We start from the raw sequence: 21,461 nt of genomic DNA on the forward strand, positions 1-21,461 counted from the left end.
GAGAGATGATCATGAAAGCAGTCGAAGTCAGAGGATACGGGGACGTGGACCAGCTCGCCGTCGTCGAGCGTCCGATTCCGGAAGCAGGTCCAGGAGAAGTACTCGTACAAGTCAAAGCGTGTGCGATCAACAATACAGAAATTTGGATGCGTGAAGGGGCCTACGGGACGGACGCAAAATCGGGTTGGAAACCGGAAGGCGTTCAGTTTCCACGCGTCCCGGGTTCTGATATTAGCGGACGGATCGTGAAAGTCGGGACGGGAGTAGAAGAAACACAAATCGGGCGGGACGTCGTCCTGTTTCCCTTTACCTCAAGCGGACCGGACGGAACGGAGCATATCGCGCAGGATATGTCGTTTATCGGCTCGGAATACGACGGGGGTTACGCGGATTACGTCGTCTGGCCGGCTGAACTCTGTTACGATATGCCGCTTGACGACTACACGAAAAGTGCCGTCTTCTCCGTCAGTGGTTTGACGGCGTGGCACATGGTCGAGCAGCTCCAACTGGAACCGGGACAAACGGTACTCGTGACCGGGGCGAATGGTGGTGTCGGTTCACTGAACGTTCAAATTGCCGCACGTGTCTTTCAGGCAAACGTCATCGCCCTTGTCGGAGATCTTGCACTAAGCGACCAGTTAAAACAGTTTGGGGCGACACATGTCCTCTCGTATAAATCAGAGCAGCTGGCAGATGATATTGTAGCGGCGAACGGTGGACCCATTGATGCCGTCCTCGATGTCGTCGGAGACGCGTTATTCGCGACCTCACTCGCCGTCTTAAAAAATGGCGGGAAGTTCTGTATCTCCGGTTCAGCCGGGGGTCAGCAGACACAGCTCGACTTCCGGACGGTTTACTTGAAGCACTTGACGCTGTATGGTTCTGTTCTCGGAACGCGCGCAGAATACGGACGGATGCTTGAAGCGATTGCCGCCGGGAAACTCGAACCGGTCATCGACCGGACGTTCCCGCTCGAGGAAGCGGGGGCAGCGCAGACGTATTTCAAGGAAGCGGGGAAGCTTGGGAAAATCGTTTTGTTGCCAACGGGCGAATAATTAACTTTATACAAAAAAACCGACGGATTCTGACCTTCCTTGGAAAGTGAGAAGCTGTCGGTTTTTTGTATGTGTTAAAAAGAAAGATCAAAATACAGCTTCTGTCCGTTCTGTTTCGGATAAGAGTTTAGCGTGGATGCCGCGTTGGCATAACGATTGTTGGAACGACTGATCAATCGGGCGATAGCCTTTTTCGATTAAATCGTTGATGTAAAGCTTGTTGTATAGGAAAGCAAACGCGATATTGATTACGATACTCAGGATGCCGGCTGTCGCAAATGCTGCGATGAAACCGAGAACAAGTTGAATCAAGCCCCATGTGAACTACTCACCACTTATTTGCTTCGCAAATTGAAGTGGGAGCTTCTTGGGAAGATCGTACTTTTACTAGCTACGGTTATTTACCAAGCTCATCGGGTGGTTCTCACCCTGAAGGGTTTTCAGTCTGCCAACATCAACAAGTTGATACTCGCATTAATATCTCTGTCATGATGAGCGCCGCAAGTACACGTCCATTCGCGTACATCGATCGTTTTCTTCTCGCCTTTTACTCCACAAGAAGAACAGATTTGAGTAGAGGCGTACCATTGATCCGCTTTGATAAGTGTTCGTCCATAGAATTTGCATTTGTATTCTAACTGTCGGACGAACTCATACCAACTGACATCTGCAATCGATTTGGCGATTTTATGGTTCTTCATCATGTTCTTCGACTTTAGTGTCTCAACGACGATGACTTGGTTTTCGTCAACGATCCGTTTCGACAGCTTATGAAGAAAATCTTTACGTTGATTTGCAATCTTTTCATGCTTCTTCGCGAGGATCATCCTCGCCTTCTCTCGGTTCTGACTCCCGATTTTCTTGCAGGACAAGGCGCGTTGCGCCTTCTTTATCTTCTCTTCGGACTTTCGAAGAAAACGAAGATTGTCAACTTTCTCAGAAACACGCTCATCGTTTGTCATGATGGCGAAGTGCTCCAAACCAAGGTCGATTCCTACTTTATTCTTGGCTAGAACCCATTGCTCTTCGGCTTGATTGACAAGGATGGAGATGAAGAATTTCCGGGTCTTCGTCATCGAGACCGTCGCGGACTTGATCACACCATCAAACGGACGATGTTGTTTCAACTTCACAAAACCGATTTTAGGAAGTTTCACCTTACGATCTTCGATGCGGATGCTCCCCTTCAGATTGTTTGTCGTGTAAGAGGCCCGGTCATTGTGCTTCGATTTGAATTTCGGAAACCCGACAGACCGATCTCGAAAAAAGTTGGTATACGCCTTGTTTAAGTCCATCTGAGCGTTCGCAAGAGAAAGACTGTCGACTTCTTTGAGGAAAGGGAATTCGGACTTGTACTTCGCTGGGGTTGGGAGCTTCTGCTTCGTGTCAGGATTGAGCTTCGAATCTTCAAACAATCGGATACGTTCTTCGAGCATCTTATTGTAGACGAAACGGACACAACCGAACGTCTTCACGAAATATTCTTGTTGGGGTTTCGTCGGATAGAGTCGAAACTTGTACGCCTTCAGCAAAGCAATCACTCCTTTCCTTGTTTTTCGATATAATGTCTGATGACGTCGCTTGTCGCACCACCGGTCGTCACCAGACAGTAACTTCGAGACCAAAACATGTCTTTCCATAATCGTTTCTTGACGTGCGGAAAGTCTCGTTTGATCAGTCGGCTGCTTGCGCTCTTGTAGGCGTTCAGAAACTTTGACATCTCCGTGTTCGGGTGTGCTTTGAACAGCACATGGATATGATCGCCGTCATGATTCCACTCGTTCAGCGTGATATGATACGACGCGCCGATTCGTTCGAACGTCTGTCTCGCGAACTCCGAGATGGCGTCATCGATCACTTTGCATCTGTATTTCACGACGAGGACAAGATGATAATTCAGAAGAAAGACTGAATGTTTATTTGTGTCCATTTTCATTGATATATCAGTCCTTTTGATTAGTTATACTGATTGTATCAAACGATTGAAGTCTTGCCAAGACGGGCGATTCATCTCCCACACGCTGGGCTTCGCCCCGAGACGCTTAGAGGTGGGAGAATTCTCGCTAAATTTAGTTAAAATCACCGCGGAAAAACTCCGGGAAAAACCCAAAAAAGAACGTCGTCCATGAGAAACCGGCTTTTACTTCTTTTACTAAACCACTCGGATGTTGCAAAATCCCCCCTATTTGAAGTGAAATTTTAATAGAAAAGTCAATGTAAACGTAACCAAAAATATCAAAATAATGAATGAATAGTCATTCATTATATGCTATACTCATCTCAATACAACTGCTTTAGGGGGAAAGGGGCTTGTTTCATGGGGACATTTTTACTGATTAACTGGATTGCCTTCCTGCTCATCGTCGGGTATGCAGGTTATCTATTCGTGACGCTCGTCAAGAGCCGTTACGAAGCGATTCGTCGGGGGAAAAAGGCGGAATGGGATATAACGAATAAAGAACGGTTCAATTCGGTACTCGTGAACGTCTTTGGACAAAAGAAATTACTTAAGGATAAAAAGAGTGGGACGATTCACGTCATGATGTTCTACGGCTTCTTACTCGTCCAGTTCGGAGCGATTGATTTCATCTGGAAGGGACTCGCAGTCGGACAACGTTTTCCACACATTCCACTCGGTCCACTTTATCCAATCTTTACGTTCTTCCAGGAAATCGTCATGCTCGTCATCTTGGTTGCGGTCGTTTGGGGATTCTACCGTCGCTATGTCGAGAAACTGGTGCGCTTAAAACGAAACTTCATGGCAGGACTCGCCTTAATCTTTATCGGTGGATTGATGGTCGCAGTCTTATTCGGCAACGGATTTTTCCTCGTCTATGAAAATCATTCGACACTCGGTGAACCCGTTGCGTCTGCCATCGCCTTCTTGTTCAGCTGGGTACCGGAACAAGTCGCATTCGGACTGTTCGTCTTCTTCTGGTGGGCCCATTTACTGTTCTTACTCAGCTTCATGGTCTACATCCCGCAAGGCAAACATGCCCACTTAATCGCCGGTACGGCCAATGTCTGGCTCGGTCGGACGTCAAAAGTCGGCCGCCTTGCACCGATCGACTTGTCTGTCATGGAAGAAGCGGAAGATGACGATGCCGAATTTAGTTTCGGGGTCAATAAAATTGAAGACTTCAACCAAAAACAATTGGTCGATCTGTATGCCTGCGTCGAATGCGGACGCTGTACGAATATGTGCCCGGCGAGCGGAACAGGGAAGATGCTGTCGCCGATGGACTTAATCGTCAAGCTGCGGGATCACCTCAACATGAAGACGGCAGCGATCACACAAAAATCACCGTGGGCACCTGCCTTTGCCTTTGACGGATCACAAGGGAATCAGATTGCGTCCCTTGCTGCAGCCGGTCAAATGGACATCGTACCCGATTCGTTGATTGGCAATGTCATCACGGAAGAAGAAATCTGGGCGTGTACGACATGCCGTAACTGTGAAGATCAATGCCCGGTCATGAATGAACATGTCGACAAGATCATCGACTTACGTCGCCATCTCGTCATGATGGAAGGGAAAATGGATCCGGAGATGCAACGGACGATGGCGAACATCGAACGTCAAGGGAATCCATGGGGCATGAACCGGAAAGAACGCGAAAACTGGCGCAAAACGCGCAAAGAACTCGTTGTTCCAACGGCGAAAGAAAAGAAAAAGGCCGGCGAAGAATTCGAGTACCTCTTCTGGGTCGGTGCGATGGGCTCGTATGACAGCCGCAGTCAAAAAATCGCGATGGCATTCGCCCGCATTCTGAACGAAGCGGACATCTCGTTCGCGATTCTCGGAAATGATGAGAAGAACTCGGGTGACACACCACGCCGGATCGGAAACGAAGTCTTGTTCCAGGAACTTGCGGAAGCGAACATCAAATCGTTCGAAAAATATGGTGTCAAAAAAATCGTCACAATTGATCCGCACGCCTACAACACGTTCAAAAACGAATATCCGGACTTCGGACTCAGTCCGGACGTCGAAGTCTATCACCATACGGAGTTACTGGCGCGCTTGATTGACGACAAACGGATCACGCCGATGCATGAAGTCAAAGAACGTGTCGTCTATCATGACTCGTGTTACCTCGGACGGTACAACGACATCTACGACGCTCCCCGTTACATTCTTGAAAAAATTCCAGGAATCACGCTCGTCGAGACGGAGCGGAACCGGGAAAAAGGGATGTGCTGTGGTGCAGGCGGCGGGATGATGTGGCAAGAAGAAAAAGTCGGAGCCCGTGTCAACGTCGCTCGGACGGAACAGCTGTTGACGGTGCAACCATCTGTCATCGGTTCTGCTTGTCCATACTGTCTGACGATGCTCAGCGATGGAACGAAAGCAAAAGAAGTCGATGAATCCGTCGCAACATACGACGTCGTCGAATTGCTCGAACGTTCAATCGTCGGGACACCGATGAAAGAATCAATCGCTACGGTATGAGTAATGACCACTTGCGCGTCTTCGTCACGGAAGACCGGCGAGTGGTCTTTTTTTGTGAATACATGTTTCAAAGCAAGCACAACGTTGTACTGTACGGTTTTGACATGCTATGATAAAAATACAAATTGCTGTGAAAGGGGGTGAGAATCTTTGGGAAGGCGCTACTTAAAATCGGTCAGGTCGCGGAGACCACCGGCTTATCAAAACGGACGATTGACTATTACACGTCGCTCGGTCTCTTAACGTCAGAACGAACGGCGGCAGGTTACCGGTTGTATCCGGAAGATGTCGTCCATCAAGTCCAAAAGATTGAATATTTAAAGACACAGCGGCTTTCCTTACAAGAGATTCTTGCTTCATTTACGGAACGGGAAGAAAAAACGGGAGATGTCATTTATCAAGAAGTACAGCAGCTTCAAGATACGGTCAAAGGGTTAGAGCGACGTCTGCTCGAATCGACAGAGTTCGAAAAACAAGAGATTCGTCTTGAGTTATCGCGTCGCCTCACCTTGATTGCATCGTTGATCGCCCAGCTGTAAAACTAATAACTGGAGGTGACCCCTTTTTAGGGGATTTTGGATACTATACTTTTCATCAATTTATTTTTAGTGGTGTTGTTGATTGTGTTAACAGCGTTTTTCGTCGGGTCAGAGTTTGCGGTCGTTAAGGTTCGGATGTCGCGTCTCGACCAAATGATTCAAGAAGGCAATAAGAGTGCGATTCTTGCTAAAAAAATCGCCGGTGATCTCGATTATTACTTGTCTGCCTGTCAGCTTGGGATCACGGTGACAGCACTTGGACTCGGGGCGCTCGGAGAGCCGACCGTCGAAAAGATTCTCCATCCTGTCTTTGACGAATTCGGCGTCTCGGCTGCCGTCTCGACACTCTTATCGTTCGGAATCGCCTTCATTTCCGTGACATTTTTACACGTCGTCATCGGGGAGCTTGCGCCAAAAACGCTTGCCATCCAGTATGCGGAAAAAATGACTTTGATTTTCGCACGTCCCTTGTTCATTTTCGGAAAAATCATGTACCCGTTCATTTGGTTACTCAATGGATCGGCACGTCTGTTCCTTGGACTTTTCGGTGTGAAACCTGCTGGACACGAACAAGCCCACTCAGAAGATGAGTTGAAAATCATCATGGCACAGAGCTTCCAAAGTGGTGAAATCAACCAAACGGAACTTGCCTTGATGCAAAATGTTTTTGCTTTTGACGAGCACGTCGTCAAAGATTTGATGGTCCCGCGGATGCGGATGGCGACGATCTCAGAGCGTCTCTCAAAAGCGGAGCTGATGGAAATTTTCATGGACAATCCGTTTACCCGTTACCCGGTAACGGAAGAAAATGATAAAGACCGTATTCTTGGCTATATCAACGTCAAAGAAGTCTTGACAGATTTCGCGAACGGACATGAATATCCGGTCACACATTACTTGAAGGATTTACCGGTCGTCTCAGAATCGACGTCGCTTCAGGATACGTTACGAAAAATGAAAGAAACCCGTTCACATATCGTCCTCGTCGTAGACGAATATGGCGGTACGGCGGGAATCGTCTCGATGGAAGATTTACTTGAAGAAATCGTCGGTGAAATCCGTGACGAATTTGATACGGATGAAGTCGAAGAAATTCAAGAGTTGCCGAACAACGAATATCTCGTCGCAGGAACGGTCTTACTAGAAGATTTGGAAGAACGTTTCGGTCTGCGGTTTACGAACGATGAAGATGTCGATACGATCGGTGGCTGGATTCAGATGCACAACATCGATCTGCAGCCAGGCGAACATATCGATACAGAGACGTTCTCTGTCGAAGTGATGGAAATGGAGAACTATCAAATCAATCAAATCAAACTGTGGTTGCACCCGCTCGAAAAAGCAGAATAAGAACAACATGCAAAATCCTCTTGAGCCAATCAAGGGGATTTTAGCGTGTAGACAACGTGATATCGGAAGATAAAAGTGTCTTTTTTCGTTGCTTTCCTCGGGCGAGGCGCAAGCCGTTGCTCCTTGGTCCTCACGGCCGACGAGCAGGGTCTTGCCTGCCTCTGAAAGTGCGTTAAAAACGCACTTTTTCCCGTAGGAGTCAACGAAACGTGACGCTTTTTAGGTAACATCGTGACGGAAAGCCGGGCATGCAGATGGTTTAGAGCGCAAGCCGTCTCGAATCGCTTTAGAACCGCGAAAAGCAATCGGTCGCGACCCTGCAGCTTTGCTGTAGCGGCGCGGAAGATTGCCGCTTTGAAGACGAGGCGAGACAGGGAAACGCGAACTGATTACTTCTCGATATTACATTTTTGCGTTTCATAAGAGTTTGTCTACAGTCTAAAATCCTCTTGAAATCATCAAAGGGATTTTTTTGTTGCTGCGGGAATCAATTTTTCAGAAATCATATCAGTGTGTGAATAACGGATCGGGAAGTAGGGAAATCGTCGTGTCGGCTTGAATACTACTAAAAAGAGAATTCATCGTGTCGTTCACTAGAGGGAGGAACCTTGTGTTAGACTTAATCCCGTTTTTACTCAGCCGGCTTGGTATGCTGGCGTTGCTTGCATTTTTATTGTCGCAGTGGCGAACGTCACGGCACGTCTTTAAAACATCGACGAGTCGCTCGCGTCGACTCGCCTTGCTCAGCATATTCGTCGTCTCGGGTATTTTGATGAACTATGCCGGAGTTGCCGTCTCCTCGAATCAAACGATTGATCCGTTGCTTGGACTTGCAGTGACCGATGATCAATTATTGATTGATACGCGTCTAACGATTATCGTCACGAGTGGACTGCTCGGTGGTCCCTTCATCGGTGGACTGACGGGTCTCCTTGTTGGGTTTCATCGTTTTTTGCTCGGTTCGATGGGAGCAGAGACAGGATGGTTCATCGCCGTCGTTGCCGGTACTCTCAGTGGTCTCTACAGTCGTCGCTGGCGCTTGAAAGATAAATATACATTATTACAACCGATCGCTCTCGTCATGAGTATGGTTATCCTTGATTTAGGATTGGCCATCTTGCTCGCGGATGATCCGTCGGAACTCATCGTGATTGCGAGTCAGGCGGTCTTCCCGATGCTGTTTGCAAACACGATCGGGATTATCGTCTTCATCGTCATCTTACGGACGCAACTCCGATTCGAAAAGGAATTGTTTGTTCGCGAAAGTGCCCGTTCCTCTCGATTGTTGGCTGTCATCCGTCCACTTCGAAAAGAAGGCATGACAGCAGACGTCGCCTGTCAGATTGGCACGACCATTTTGGAAGAAACTAAAATTGACCGTGTCGTCTTACTTGGACCTGCAAAAGTGCTCGTCGATATTGAAGCGGGGGAAACACCTGTGTACGGCGGCAGATTTCAACCGAATGTACAACGTTGGATTGAAGAAGCGGTTCCGTTACAAGTCGAAGACCGGACGACAAACCAAATTCTATCGTTTCATCCCTTACAGATGGATGGAGACAAGGCCGGTATCGTATGTTATTTTCCGAGTCATTTGTTTGATGACACGATTGAACAGACGACGGAACAACTCGTTCAGCTGTTTGCGCGTGAGCTCGTGACGTATCGAGAAGAGCAACTCGAAAAACGCTCGCTCCCTAAAATGAAACCGTTCCTCCATCCGAATTATTTACGGGGAATCGTGGACGAAATCCATCAGACGGCTGATCCGGGGACGCCGGTCAAACAACAGCTAGGCTCTTTGCTCCAACTATTGACGGCAGCACGCTGGGTCGAAGATCATCCACTTCGTGACGAAATCACAACCTTAAAAGCCTATCTCGCTCTCGAAGGGACAAGGCGACGTCAAAATCAGTTGACCCATGCGGATATCACGATTGATTTAGATGTCGAGACGGCGATTGAGGAGACGCTCATCATGCCATTCCTGTTAACGAAGTTAGTCGACAATGCGTTACGGCATGCGTTTTCGAAAGTCGGTCGTCGTTCACAAATTAACGTGCGTGCTTTTCGTCAGGAGAACGATCTTGTCTTAGAAGTCAGCGATAACGGCGTCGGAATCGGACCAGATGTGAAACGACGGCTCGAAGAAGATGCTTTGACGGAGACGAGCACGTTGTTTTTACTACGACGGACGCTCGATATCAAGTATGGAAAAGCCGCGACGTGTACGATTCACTCTCGTCTCAACCAAGGAACGCGTGTCGTGCTAACCTTGCCGCTACCAGTAGTTGAGGAAGGTTGACTCAGAACTCAATATGACTGCATCAGCAGGAATCGTCTTGAAGTGAAAATCGGATTCGACAGGTGTCGAGTCCGGTTTTTTAGAAAGGGGACGTTTTTGCGGGTACTGTTGTTTTTTTTTAGGAGAAGGTGGGTAAAAATGAAAGCAGGCAACGATAAGATATAGGAGGAAGAAGCGGATGATTACAAAAAAAGAAGTCGGACGATCCGGCGAACGACCGATCATCGCTTTTACATTGATGAATCGATTGGGACACAGTGTCGACCTGTTGAACCTCGGCGGTAAAATCACGGCGATTCGTGTACCTGATAAGCAGGGGAAGATTGAGAATGTCGTTCTCGCATTTGACGAGCTCGACCAATATTTAGATGATCCCCATCATTTAGGTGCGACGATTGGTCGTGTCGGGGGACGAATCGCCAATGGGGCTTTCGCGCTCGAAGGGATGAACTACCTACTCGAACAAAACGAAGGAGATCATCATTTACATGGAGGGAGTGTCAACTGGTCGAATCGCTTTTTTGATCATGAGATTGAAGGCGATTTGCTTCACTTGTCACTTGTCAGTCCGGATGGAGAGAATGGATATCCAGGACAGCTCGATGTGCGATTGACGGTCGAGTGGACGGATGAGGATGCATTGACGTTGACGTATGATGCGACGACGACGGCTTCAACACCGTTTAGTCCGACGAACCATACGTATTTCAATTTAACAGGAGACGCGAAGACGACAGTGGAGCAACACCGATTGCGGATGGATGCGCCATTCTATGTCCCGCTCGATCAAGACGCGTTACCGACGGGTGAAATTTTATCCGTTCATGAAACCGTTTTTGATTTTCGGACAGCGCGGCCGTTATACGAAGTGACGCATGCTCCTGACGAAGCGCTCCGTCAGGTCGGAAGCGGAGTCGATCATCCCTTCCTTCTGAAAGAGGGGGGCGAAATCGTCCTCGAAGAACCGGTCAGTGGTCGGACGTTACGTGTCGTGACAGAACAACCGGGTGTCGTTGTCTATACGGGCAACCATTTAGGGGGAGACTTTACGATTGCCGGTCGTCGCGCGACGCCTTACCTTGGCATCTGTTTTGAGACACAAGGACTGCCGGACGCCATCAATCAACCTGATTTCCCATCCGTCGTCTTACGCGCGGGCGATCGGTATCAAAAGCGGACGACCTTCCAATTTAGCCGAATACAGTGATGTTTCTCGCGAATATTAAGTTCGTATGTGGTAGGATAAAGCGAGAAGAATCTAACGGAGGCATAAGAAAATGACTAAAATAGCATGGGTGACCGATAGTATGGCCTATTTCAAAAAGGAAGAGGCAGACGCAATCGGCGTCAATGTCGTACCGATTCAAATCTTGCTCGGGGATACTGCCTACAACGAAGACACGATCACTGTCGAGCGTTTGTTCCGCGCACTTGATGCGGACAAGAAGTTGGTCGCAAAGACATCACAACCAATCTTCGGCGAGTTCGTCGGTACGTATGAACGCCTAAAAGAAGAAGGATATGATTGTGCGATTGCTGTGCACTGTACGAATGGATTATCAAGTACGGTCCAAAGTTCTGCATCAGCTGCAGAAGCGGCAAGTTTCCCAGTCCATATCATCGATTCGCATACTGCGTTTGAAAACCAACAAGAGTTCATTCGTTACGGGATGGATCTTGAAGCACAAGGAAAGACTGTCGAAGAGATTACAGCAGCTTTGACGAACTTATCGAAACGGACGCATTTTTATATGATCGTCGGGAACATGGAGACGATGCGCCGCGGTGGGCGGGTTTCGTCAGGAGATTTATTCCTCGCGAACTTACTCAACATCAAGCCAATCATCACGACGGACGAAGCGGGGAAAATCGTTCCGTTCAAAAAGGCACGTTCACTTAAAAAAGCATATATCGAAATGATTAAACAAATCGAAAATGCGATGCGTCAGAAGACATTCTATAAGAACCGGATTTATGTCGCGACGACGCTTGCGCCAGACATGGCAGCCGATCTGCGGAGCAGTGTCGCAGCGAAGTTTCCGGAATTGACGATTCTTGAAGGGACGTTCGGTCCAGCGATTGGAACACATGCCGGAGCAGAAACAGTCGGCCTTTTCTGGTTGAATGATTAAATGAAAAAAATAAAGCAGGTCTGTCCTTCTCCGCTCAGCGGACGAGGCAGACCTGCTTTTTAGTTTGTTGCGAGTGCACAGACGATACCAAGAAAAGCTGCACTGATGCCAAGGACATAACTTGTCCCGAGGTAAAGAGCGAGTGTCCGTCTATTTTCATGTTGGAGCAGTTGGAGCGTCTCGAGCTTAAAGGTCGAAAAGGTCGTAAACGAACCGAGAAATCCCGTCCCGAGAAACAACGTCCACGTCGAATCGAGATGAAGACCGATGACGAGACCGAGTAAAAAAGAACCGCTGACATTACCGATGAATGTCGCGAGCGGGAAGTCGCGTGTCCAAAACGTCTTCGCCCATTGGCTGAGTGCAAAACGACTGATGGCACCGAAAAAAGCACCGATTCCGAGTGCGAGCAGTGTCATGTGTTGTCCCTCCTTGCCGCGAACTGCCGGAGCCGGCGCGTCCCGAGCGCGTAACCGAGGTACGAACAAAATAATCCGCCGAATAGACTAAGAAGGACATAAAGTGCGGCGAAGCCATATAGACCGGTCCGCAGTAACGTGACCGCTTCGACGCTAAACGTCGAGAATGTCGTGAACGAGCCGATGAAGCCTGTTCCGAGCGCCGTCATCGCATATTGATGAAGTAAATTTGTACGGAATAAAAAATGTGTGGCATACCCTAAAACGAAACAGCCGAGAAGATTAATACAGACCGTTGCGACGGGAAACGTCCCTGTCGCCAGTTGACCGATTGTTAGACTAAGACCGTACCGTGCCGAGGCACCGAGTACACCGGCGAAGCCGACTAAAACATACAGCATTGTCACCCATCCTCTACCTATAGCATATTTTCAACATACGCTGTTCAGAATCAAGGCGTCAAGTGGGTAAAATAGGCAAATCACTAAAACTCTCACGCATTGAAACCGATAGATGAGTATACGAATGAGAGAAGGAGTTTTGCAGATGGTGTCACCGCTCGAACAGCTCAGTACTAAAATATTGTCCCGCCTCATCCCAACGTTAATTACAGTCGCCCATCCGTTGATTTTCATTTTTGCCCAGATGGATTATGTCTCGATGCGAGCTTTTTATCAATTTTTGATCGGTGGTATCATCTTGACGATAGCATTACTGGCCGGGAATCAATTTTTCGGGCAGCACCCGATTGGGAAGTACATTCAAATCACATTGACCTATTTGGTCCTGGCGCTCGTCCTCGTCACTTTGCCGACGCAGAGCATTTGGACGATTGCCTATCTGTATCTCGTCATGTCGATTGTCTACTTGATTCCCCGGATTGTCGTGATGGCGGGAGTACTCGGTCTGCTCGAACTTGTCATGTTTACAAGCATCGGAACGGTTGAGTTTACGAATCTGTTCGACTTGATCGTTGCGCTTGTCATTTACTTGATGATTTTTGCAGCAGCCGTCTTTGTTGCTGTGTTCGGTCGCAATGTCATGACGGAAGTTCAGCGTCAACAGGAAAAAGCGGAAACGTATGCAGAAGTCTCTCGGACGACGCTTGCCCAATCCGCGGCAACAGCGATAGACGTGACGACGTTCACGGAAGATATGAGTGAAACAGTCGATACGGCAAAAGCCTCATTCGAAAAAATCGATGACGCGATGAAGATGCTTGCGGCAAACTCAGCGAAAAATGCGACATCCGTCCGTCAAATTCGGCAAATGAATGAGAGTAACGTCCAATCGATTGCTGACGTCACACTAGCCGTCGATCGCGCTCTCGAGCGGAGTTCTTCTTCAAAACTCACGGCCGAGAACAGTCAAGAGACAATCAGTGAAGCGGGCGAGTCACTCCAACAATTGACGGTCAGCATGGGTGAGTCCGTGACATCATTCGGTCAGCTCGCAGGACGATTCCAAGAAATCGTGACGATCACGTCGAGCATCAACGCAATCGCGACGCAGACGAATTTGCTGAGCTTAAATGCTTCAATCGAAGCTGCACGGGCAGGGGAATTCGGAAAAGGGTTCACCGTCGTCGCACAGGAAATTCGCAACCTGTCGTCACAAACGGCAGAGGCATCAAAAGAAATCAATCAAATCATCGAACGGGTTGAACGTGACGTGACGAATACGGGAAGTGCGATCAATGCGAGCACGACGTTACTCCGTGAGCAAGAGGAACGGATGCAGCGGAGTCAGCAAGCCTTGCAGACGATCGCATCAGACTCATCCGATTCGGTCCAAGCGATTAGTGGCGCCCGTCAGCAATTCGCAACGATTACGAGTAGTTTGACGGATATCACGCAGGCGACAGAACAGCTGGATGCCTTCATGGATTTGTTATTGACGAGCAGTGATCAATTATCAGGTCTGACCCGGTCGCAAGTCGAACAGATTCGTGACTTGCAGCACGCGATTCATGCGTTGAACGCAACGGCATCGACGCTCCGTGAAACGACAAAAGAAGGTTAATGAGTAAGCACATCGCCCTACACGCGGTGTGCTTTTTCGTTTGTGGAATAAGCAGAATGGGAAGATAGTAAAGGTGAATGAACAAATTAAAGGAGGACGATGAGATGAAAGCAGCGTATATCGAACAATATGGTGGGTCGGATGAGTTCAAAGTAGGAGAGATTGAGCAACCGACAATTGGTGCAGATGACGTATTGATTGAAGTTCATGCAGCGAGTGTCAATCCGGTTGACTGGAAACTGCGTGAAGGGTACTTAAAAGAGATGCTCAGTTACGACATGCCGCTCGTCATCGGCTGGGATGTATCGGGTGTCATCAAAGAAGTCGGAGCAAACGTGACCGATTTGAAGGTCGGAGATGAAGTCTTCAGCCGCCCGGATATTGCCCGTCAAGGCACATATGCCGAGTATGTTGCGGTCGATGCCCATCTCGTCGTCAAAAAGCCAGCCTCCCTGAGCTTCGAGGAGGCCGCATCATTGCCACTCGTCGCGCATACGGCATGGCAAGTCATGTTCGAAGTGATGGATGCGAAACCGGGTGACCGGATTTTCATCGGTGCCGGTTCAGGTGGCGTCGGGACGGTCGCAATCCAGCTCGCGAAAGCACACGGCTTGTATGTCGTCACATCAACGAGCACCCCGAACGTCGATTGGGTCAGTGAACTCGGAGCCGACGAAGTCATCGATTATAAACAACAAGATCCGGCAGAAACCGTGCGTGACCTTGATTTCGTTTTCGATACGATGGGGGGAGACGGACAGGGCAAACTATACAAAATGCTTAAAGAAAATGGAATGCTCGTCTCGATTTCAACGCCGCCGAACGAAGAGGAAGCAAAACAGGCGAAGGCACGCGTCGAATATGTCTTCATGCAGCCGACAGGCGAACGGATGAAAAAAATTGCGGAAGCCGTCGAAAAAGGTGAACTGAAACCCGTCGTCGACCGGATCTTTGATCTTGAGGATACGAAACAAGCCCATGATTACGGAGAAGAAGGGCATGCGAAAGGTAAAATTGTCATTAAAGTGAAATGACGCGGGAACGTCTTGACTCGAACTTTAAGTCAGGGCGTTTTCTAAACGTCACCTTACGTTAGGATAACCGGAACAGCAAACAAAACTCCCTTCAATATCCGAAGGGAGTTTTGTTTGTAGGTTAAGTAATATTCGACAAAAGCGACGACTTGTTCAACGGGAAACAGACGCTGAGCGGAGGAGACGGTCGAGTAACACGAGTGTCTCCGGTTGATTCTGTAATGTCGTCTGCAAAAAGGAGCGTTCCTGCTCGAGTAACGCAATATAGCGGCGTCCTGCTTCTTGATACGTCGCCGGGACGAGGACGTCATAAACGGCCTCGAACGGGACACGCTGGTCGTCCGGTAAGTAATCTGAAATCGTCTTTAGTCCGAGCTGCGCCCGCTCCGGCAGATAGTGGTGCAACAGGACTTTTGCGAACTTCGTCAACGCACTGCGTAACATTTCGACCGCCCATAAGCCGTTGCCGCGCGCGGCGGCTTTTTGATACTGGAAGTAGAACCAGACGGCATCGATTGCCTCGTCTTCGAATTCCTGCTGCGACAGGGTCAGAGACGTTTCTTCGATAAACGGTGCTAACTGATTTTTTGGATCATACAGGACGCGGATGGCATCTTTTTGATTTAACGAAGTGGTCGTGACGGTAAATAGGTCGACATGTAACAAGTCATCATAGACCGCAATCATTTGTGGGGCGACGATGAAAATGTCATCGTGCCAAATGACGGGCCGGTACGCTTCAAGGTGCGCCAGACGACGAGGCAGGAACTCCGAAACAGTCCCTTCTGCGACGAGGCAGTAGAGGTCGAGGTCGGAATGAAAATCTTCCTCGCCGCGACCGAATGAGCCTTTCAAAAAAATCGCTTCAACGGTCGGATCCTGTTTGAGCCGATCTGTAAGTTGTTCGATGGCATATAGCTGGTGCATAAGTAAGTCACTCCTTCAAGCAGTCTATTTCTTCAGTATACGTGAAATAAGGGAGATTATTCCATTATCATTTTTACTGATTTCCTAAAGCGAGTGAGCAGAGAAAAATCAACAACACAAAAAGGGCCTGACTCAAAAGCCATCCCTTTAAATCATCAGCTGTTTCAAACCCTTAGCGTAAAGAAGCTGTATGTTGTTCTTGTTCTTTTTGTTCCATATGCACGGCATGCTGTTCGCCCCAATGGTTCATCACATTGAGGATTGGCATGAGTGTCCGCCCGTAATCCGTCAAGGAGTACTCGACGCGGGGTGGAACGACTTGGTAGATTTCACGGTGTACGATATCATTTAGCTCAAGTTCACGTAGTTGAGCCGTCAACATCTTTTGGGTGATGTTCGGTAGATGTCGTTTTAATTCACTGAAGCGGAGTGTCCCGTGAGTAATGAGCTCGAGCAAAATCGACGGTTTCCATTTTCCCGTCAAAATCTCGAGTGCAGTCTCGACGCGACAGATGGGTGTCTCTTGCATCATCGTTCCTCCTTCGTAGTATCTTTTTAGAAACTATACCACTTTTTTGTGCCTACTTCCGTTCACGTTGCTTCCGGGGGATAATGAACCTATGAAGTGAACGTACAGGAGGAATAACAATATGACAATCCATTCAGAGATTACGCTCGGACCGGTCAGCTTACGGATTACGGATTTAGACCAATCGATTTCATTTTACCGTGACCTGCTCGGACTAACGGTACTCGAACAGACAGGGAACACGGCGACGCTTGGTGCGAAAATGACACCACTCGTCGTGCTGGAGGAGCAGAAAGATGCACGACGTCTCGCACCCAATTCAGTCGCGGGACTGTATCATTTCGCGATTTTATTGCCAAGTCGAAAAGAACTTGGTTTCGTCATCCGCAACTTGATTTCAAATGACGTTGATCTTGGTCAAGGCGACCATCTCGTCAGTGAAGCGTTTTATCTATCCGATCCGGACGGGAACGGGATTGAGATTTATGCCGATCGTCCACGGGAGACATGGTCTTATGAGGCGAACGGGGACGTCAAGATGACGACAGACCCCGTCGATTGGCAAAGCATGCTCGTTGAGGCAGGCGAAGAAGACTGGTACGGAATGCCGGCAGATACGGTCATGGGTCATGTCCATTTCCATGTCAAATCACTCGAAGCCGGACGCGCCTTTTATGTCGACACGCTTGGTTTTGAAGTGGCGACCGATGCGTCACGGATGAAAGCCTTATTTGTTGCAGCGGGTGGTTATCATCACCACATCGGGATGAACCTGTGGGCAGGAGCGGACGCGCCAAAGGCACCGGGCGACGCCGTCGGACTGGATTATTGGACGCTCGTTTATCCAAGTGCATCCGTGTTAGAAAAAGCGGTTGCTGCGATCGATGCTTCGCTCTACCGAGTAGAGCGGACGGAAGACGCGGTGTACGTCACGGATGATGCCGGCATTACGGCACGACTGGTTACGAAATAATGAAAAATGAACCTTCTCATCACAGAGAGGGTCCATTTCAGGCTATAGACAAAGTGCCATCGGGAGATAAGCGTCTGTTTTCGTTGCTTTCCTCGGGCGAGGCGCAAGCCGTTGCTCCTTGATCCTCACGGACAACGAGCAGGGTCTTGCCTGCCTCTGAAAGTGCGTTAAGAACGCACTTTTTCCCGCAGGAGTCAACGAAACGTGACGCTTTTCAAGTAATATCGTGACAGAAATCTAGTCATGCAGACAGGGTAGCGCGAACGGATTGCTCCTCGATATCGCATGTACACGCTTCATAAGAATTTGTCTACACGCTTAAATGGACCTTCTCATTGGAGAGGGTCCATTTTTGTCAGTTAATTTTGTCCGGATAAAGCAGACGGGGCATTGCCATCGTAACGACTGACGAGTTCATACGGTCGGACGGTATAGAGGGCATGCGGCAGGTAAACGGGATTCATCGCATCGAGTGCACGGATTTGGAAATGCTCACGTTTGATATAGGTGTCGACGTTCTCACGCGTGACAGGGAAGAAGCCGACGTCCGTCGTCTCGCCTTCTTGTGCTTGCAATTCACCGCTGACGTACGTCCCGCGGAAGGCGACGCAGATGATGTGACTTGATATATTTTGATAGATGCCGGTAATGCCGTCGATCGTGACGTCAACACCGGCTTCTTCTTTGACTTCACGTTTGACGGCATCGAGAATCGATTCATTGTTTTCGACTTGTCCGCCCGGTAGCTCATACGTGTCGCCACGATGGAGGTTGCGGACAAGCAAGACTTCACCAGCATCGTTCGTGATGTAGGCAGTGACGCTGACGATTGCACGGGGTGGTGTGTAGACACCTGTCGCCGTCATGAAATCTTCCGTCGATTTGATGTAGAGGTTTTTCCCGAGGCGGGCGCGTTTCTTCATCGCTTCCCTGCGTAAGGCGCTGTTGCGGACATCACGGTCGACTTGCTCATAGTGCTCCCGATCGCGATATTCCCAAATGGCGATGACTTCATCTTCCGATTCCGTCACCCAGCGACCGACGAGACGGGCACCGTGACTGATTTGTAGGGGAAAGAGATAGGTGTGAAAGAACTCGGTAAATTCCTGTAGTCGTTCCGGGCGAATCGTATAGGTCTTCCGGCGATGTAACATGAAAATTCCTCCTCTATCATACAAGCAGATATACGTTCAGGTTCTTTATTACACTTCTCTTATCGTAAGCGGATTCCCTTCTTTTTCAAACGAATCGAGCACAACAAAAAAAAACGACTTCGCGGAGAGCGAAGCCGTTTTTGGGATTAAGCGATATCTCGTTCTTTTTTGTCATCAAGGATTGATGTATGGCGTTTGATGGCGTGGACCATTTTCGCGATCGCACCGTCCCCTGTGACGTTTGCTGCTGTACCGAAACTGTCTTGTGCGATATAGAGTGCAATCGCGAGGCTGACCATGGTCTGGTCAAAGCCGAGCATGGAGACGAACAAGCCGGTTGCGGCCATGACGGCACCACCGGGAACGCCTGGTGCTGCAATCATCGTCACACCGAGGGCGAGAATGAATGGGAAAATCGCACCGAACGTGACCGGCATGTTGTTCAAGTAAAGAATCGCGATGACGATTGACGTCAACGTGATCGTCGAACCCGCAAGGTGGATGGTCGCACAAAGCGGAACAACGAAGTTTGCGACTTCTTCATCGGTATCATTTGCTTTTGTCTGCCGTAGCGTGACAGGAATTGTCGCTGCGGAAGATTGTGTCCCGATGGCTGTGAAGTAGGCAGGCATCATTGTTTTCAAAAGACGGAACGGATTCTGTTTATTGGCGATACCGGCAATCGTATATTGTAATGTGATCATCACGAAATGAAGAACGAGGATGACGACGAAAACGAGTGCGAACACAGAAAGAATTTCTGCGACTTGACCGGCATATGTCATGTTCATGAAAATTCCTGCGATGTGAAACGGAAGTAATGGAATGATGACTTTGCCGATAATCAGTTCGATGATACTACGGAAATCAATCGAGAGTTCAAGCAGACGTTCGCTTCTAGTTGCTGCGATTCCGATTCCGAAGACGAAGGCCATGACAAGAGCGGTCATGACGCCGAAGACAGGGGGAATTTCAACTTCCATGAAGCCTTTTAAGAGTGCTTCTTCCGGATTCTCCATGTTTGCAAATGAACCACTGAGCATGCGCGGGAACAAGTTGACTGCTGTACCATATGCGAGTAAACCGGCGACGACTGTCGAGAGATAAGCGATGAGAGCTGTGATTCCGACAAGCTTTCCAGCGCCTTTTCCAAGTTCACCGATACCCGGAATGATGAAACCAAGGATGATTAAGGGTATAGCGAATGATAAGAACTGACCAAAAATCCCATTGAATGTGACGAAAGAACGGACGATCCAATCGAAGCGTTCGGTGACGAGGCTACCCACTATAATTCCAAATACGATGGCGATGACAATACGACCGAGCAGACCAATTTTAAACTTCAAACCAATCATCCTTTCTTAATAATGAAATTGTCTAACTGAATTGAAGCTATTTTCGCACATCTAAAATGGCATTACTACAGCGTTTTAATCATTCTGATTATTCGAAATATAGAAATCGGTTGCATGATTTTATGCAATAAACGCTTCAACGCTTTAGTACAGCCACTTTACAGTGCGTGTCTGCATCAACTTACGAAAAAATTAAAAGGTAAAATAGTTTTCCGTTCAAAATACTTTGTGAACAAAGATTACTCAAAAACGTCAAAATCAGGCATACTCTCTGTATAGAGAAAAAAGGAAGTGATGAACTAATGGATATCATGGCACTCGTCCGCCTGGCCGGAGGAATCATGTTTACTCCGCTATCGGATGATGTTTTGATGATGGGATATACAGCGTTACGAATCAAAGAAGGGGTACATCCGGTCCTCATATGGCTCGCTGCGTGGCCAATTTTTTTCATTTCCTTCGCGTGGTTTTATTTACTCGCCCGTTTCTTCCGTGAAATTCCACTCATCAAGAAATTCATGAAAGTAAAGTTTTTGACACGGGCAGAAGAGATTTTAGATCGTCGTGGTTTGTGGGCGATCGGGCTCTCGTTCTTTTTACCAGGGGTACGTCATCCCATCCATTATGTTGCAGGATTGCTTGCATACCCACTTCCACGATACCTCGGGATGACGTTTTTAGCCGCCGGTTTATATACGGGTCTTTGGACATTTGTCATCGTTCGGATTGGTCAAGCCGTGACATGGTCGGAGCTTTGGGAATGGATTATGACGAATCCGAGTATGATTTTTATTATCCTTGCCGTCATATTAATCATTGCGGGTGCCTCCATCGTACATGCGAGACGGCGACACCGCCTCGAGAAAGAAGAAGCAATCGCTGAGTGAACAAGAACATGGGGGAGCACTCTCCTAATAACTTAAAACACGATAGACAAAGTGCTATCGGGAGATCAAGCGTCTTTTTTCGTTGCTTTCCTCGAGCGAGACAGGGCAGCGCGAACGAATTGCATCTCGATATCGCATGTTCACTCTTCATAAGCGTTTGTCTAAACGCTGAAAGACACGTTCGCCGATGCGGAACGTGTCTTTCGTTTGAATAAAGTTGATTAAGTGAACTTACGCGTTTTGACGTTTGCGTGCCACGACGATTCCAGCTGCACCGAGTGCAAGACCGAAGAGTGCGAGTGCACCTGTTGTTGCGTTGTTGCT

Annotated in this window: 21 protein-coding genes; 11 read left to right on the forward strand and 10 right to left on the reverse strand. The window is 48.4% G+C overall.

Going from position 1 to position 21,461, the window contains the following annotated elements; translation table 11 throughout:
- Positions 1 to 11: 11 nt before the first annotated feature.
- A complete protein-coding gene (locus KNP96_RS11800) occupies positions 12 to 1,055 on the forward strand; it encodes a zinc-binding dehydrogenase (protein ID WP_088836115.1) in 1,044 nt (347 codons plus the stop codon).
- 87 nt (positions 1,056 to 1,142) lie between these two features.
- Here the strand turns inward: KNP96_RS11800 and KNP96_RS11805 are convergent, their stop codons facing one another.
- The 3 genes from KNP96_RS11805 to tnpA all read right to left on the reverse strand — a co-directional run bounded on the left by KNP96_RS11805 (position 1,143) and on the right by tnpA (position 2,991).
- Entirely contained in the window at positions 1,143 to 1,367 is a 225-nt protein-coding gene (locus KNP96_RS11805; RefSeq protein ID WP_088836116.1) for a hypothetical protein, read from the reverse strand.
- A 128-nt stretch (positions 1,368 to 1,495) separates the two neighbouring features.
- On the reverse strand, positions 1,496 to 2,587 hold the full coding sequence (gene tnpB / locus KNP96_RS11810) for an IS200/IS605 family element RNA-guided endonuclease TnpB (protein ID WP_088836117.1): 1,092 nt from the start codon (positions 2,585 to 2,587) through the stop codon (positions 1,496 to 1,498).
- A gap of 5 nt (positions 2,588 to 2,592) precedes the next feature.
- A complete protein-coding gene (gene tnpA / locus KNP96_RS11815) occupies positions 2,593 to 2,991 on the reverse strand; it encodes an IS200/IS605 family transposase (protein WP_088836118.1) in 399 nt (132 codons plus the stop codon).
- Between the two features lie 381 nt (positions 2,992 to 3,372).
- Between tnpA and KNP96_RS11820 the strand changes: the two genes are divergently transcribed.
- The 6 genes from KNP96_RS11820 (at position 3,373) to KNP96_RS11845 (ending at position 11,834) form a co-directional block, all read left to right on the forward strand.
- Positions 3,373 to 5,508, forward strand: coding sequence for a (Fe-S)-binding protein (locus KNP96_RS11820; protein ID WP_088836119.1), 2,136 nt, complete (start codon positions 3,373 to 3,375; stop codon positions 5,506 to 5,508).
- Positions 5,509 to 5,648: 140 nt separating this feature from the next.
- Complete coding sequence (locus KNP96_RS11825) at positions 5,649 to 6,047, forward strand: MerR family transcriptional regulator (RefSeq protein WP_088836120.1); 399 nt, start codon at positions 5,649 to 5,651, stop codon at positions 6,045 to 6,047.
- Positions 6,048 to 6,083: 36 nt separating this feature from the next.
- On the forward strand, positions 6,084 to 7,397 hold the full coding sequence (locus KNP96_RS11830; protein ID WP_088836121.1) for a hemolysin family protein: 1,314 nt from the start codon (positions 6,084 to 6,086) through the stop codon (positions 7,395 to 7,397).
- A gap of 610 nt (positions 7,398 to 8,007) precedes the next feature.
- Positions 8,008 to 9,702, forward strand: a complete 1,695-nt coding sequence (locus KNP96_RS11835) for a LytS/YhcK type 5TM receptor domain-containing protein (RefSeq protein ID WP_088836122.1) — start codon at positions 8,008 to 8,010, stop codon at positions 9,700 to 9,702.
- A 178-nt stretch (positions 9,703 to 9,880) separates the two neighbouring features.
- Positions 9,881 to 10,909 (forward strand): aldose epimerase family protein, encoded by a 1,029-nt coding sequence (locus tag KNP96_RS11840; protein WP_088836123.1) that lies wholly within the window; start codon positions 9,881 to 9,883, stop codon positions 10,907 to 10,909.
- Positions 10,910 to 10,979: 70 nt separating this feature from the next.
- Positions 10,980 to 11,834 (forward strand): DegV family protein, encoded by an 855-nt coding sequence (locus tag KNP96_RS11845; RefSeq protein ID WP_088836124.1) that lies wholly within the window; start codon positions 10,980 to 10,982, stop codon positions 11,832 to 11,834.
- 59 nt (positions 11,835 to 11,893) lie between these two features.
- Here KNP96_RS11845 and crcB (KNP96_RS11850) read toward each other — a convergent pair whose 3' ends face one another.
- Together crcB (KNP96_RS11850) and crcB (KNP96_RS11855) are read right to left on the reverse strand one after the other, a co-directional pair.
- The gene (crcB, locus tag KNP96_RS11850) at positions 11,894 to 12,253 is read right to left on the reverse strand and encodes a fluoride efflux transporter CrcB (RefSeq protein ID WP_088836125.1); all 360 of its coding nucleotides are present in this window, start codon (positions 12,251 to 12,253) and stop codon (positions 11,894 to 11,896) included.
- Positions 12,250 to 12,654, reverse strand: a complete 405-nt coding sequence (gene crcB, locus KNP96_RS11855; RefSeq protein WP_088836126.1) for a fluoride efflux transporter CrcB — start codon at positions 12,652 to 12,654, stop codon at positions 12,250 to 12,252. Before crcB (KNP96_RS11855) ends, crcB (KNP96_RS11850) begins: the two co-directional genes overlap by 4 nt.
- 124 nt (positions 12,655 to 12,778) lie before the next feature.
- Here crcB (KNP96_RS11855) and KNP96_RS11860 point away from each other — a divergent pair, with 124 nt between their 5' ends.
- Together KNP96_RS11860 and KNP96_RS11865 are read left to right on the forward strand one after the other, a co-directional pair.
- Positions 12,779 to 14,275 (forward strand): methyl-accepting chemotaxis protein, encoded by a 1,497-nt coding sequence (locus KNP96_RS11860; RefSeq protein WP_251132090.1) that lies wholly within the window; start codon positions 12,779 to 12,781, stop codon positions 14,273 to 14,275.
- Positions 14,276 to 14,379: 104 nt separating this feature from the next.
- Positions 14,380 to 15,309: an NADP-dependent oxidoreductase gene (locus KNP96_RS11865; RefSeq protein WP_088836128.1), complete on the forward strand. Its 930-nt coding sequence runs from the start codon at positions 14,380 to 14,382 to the stop codon at positions 15,307 to 15,309.
- Positions 15,310 to 15,462: 153 nt separating this feature from the next.
- On the opposite strand, the gene KNP96_RS11870 is transcribed toward KNP96_RS11865, so the two are convergent.
- Both KNP96_RS11870 and KNP96_RS11875 read right to left on the reverse strand, forming a co-directional pair.
- Positions 15,463 to 16,236, reverse strand: coding sequence for a nucleotidyltransferase domain-containing protein (locus tag KNP96_RS11870; RefSeq protein ID WP_088836129.1), 774 nt, complete (start codon positions 16,234 to 16,236; stop codon positions 15,463 to 15,465).
- 172 nt (positions 16,237 to 16,408) lie between these two features.
- Positions 16,409 to 16,765 carry a winged helix-turn-helix transcriptional regulator gene (locus tag KNP96_RS11875; protein ID WP_088836130.1) on the reverse strand — a complete coding sequence of 119 codons (357 nt, stop codon included), beginning with the start codon at positions 16,763 to 16,765 and terminating at the stop codon, positions 16,409 to 16,411.
- Between the two features lie 121 nt (positions 16,766 to 16,886).
- Here KNP96_RS11875 and KNP96_RS11880 point away from each other — a divergent pair, with 121 nt between their 5' ends.
- Positions 16,887 to 17,738: a VOC family protein gene (locus KNP96_RS11880; RefSeq protein WP_088836131.1), complete on the forward strand. Its 852-nt coding sequence runs from the start codon at positions 16,887 to 16,889 to the stop codon at positions 17,736 to 17,738.
- 359 nt (positions 17,739 to 18,097) lie between these two features.
- Here KNP96_RS11880 and KNP96_RS11885 read toward each other — a convergent pair whose 3' ends face one another.
- Positions 18,098 to 18,892, reverse strand: coding sequence for an NUDIX domain-containing protein (locus KNP96_RS11885; protein WP_088836132.1), 795 nt, complete (start codon positions 18,890 to 18,892; stop codon positions 18,098 to 18,100).
- A gap of 146 nt (positions 18,893 to 19,038) precedes the next feature.
- Positions 19,039 to 20,250, reverse strand: coding sequence for a dicarboxylate/amino acid:cation symporter (locus KNP96_RS11890; RefSeq protein ID WP_088836133.1), 1,212 nt, complete (start codon positions 20,248 to 20,250; stop codon positions 19,039 to 19,041).
- Between the two features lie 302 nt (positions 20,251 to 20,552).
- Between KNP96_RS11890 and KNP96_RS11895 the strand changes: the two genes are divergently transcribed.
- Positions 20,553 to 21,137 carry a DedA family protein gene (locus tag KNP96_RS11895; protein ID WP_088836134.1) on the forward strand — a complete coding sequence of 195 codons (585 nt, stop codon included), beginning with the start codon at positions 20,553 to 20,555 and terminating at the stop codon, positions 21,135 to 21,137.
- Between the two features lie 231 nt (positions 21,138 to 21,368).
- Here KNP96_RS11895 and KNP96_RS16940 read toward each other — a convergent pair.
- On the reverse strand, positions 21,369 to 21,461 hold a 93-nt coding region (locus KNP96_RS16940; RefSeq protein WP_214770648.1), incomplete at its 5' end, for an LPXTG cell wall anchor domain-containing protein.

The organism is Exiguobacterium sp. s133, from assembly GCF_018618595.1.
Classification (GTDB): domain Bacteria; phylum Bacillota; class Bacilli; order Exiguobacteriales; family Exiguobacteriaceae; genus Exiguobacterium_A; species Exiguobacterium_A oxidotolerans.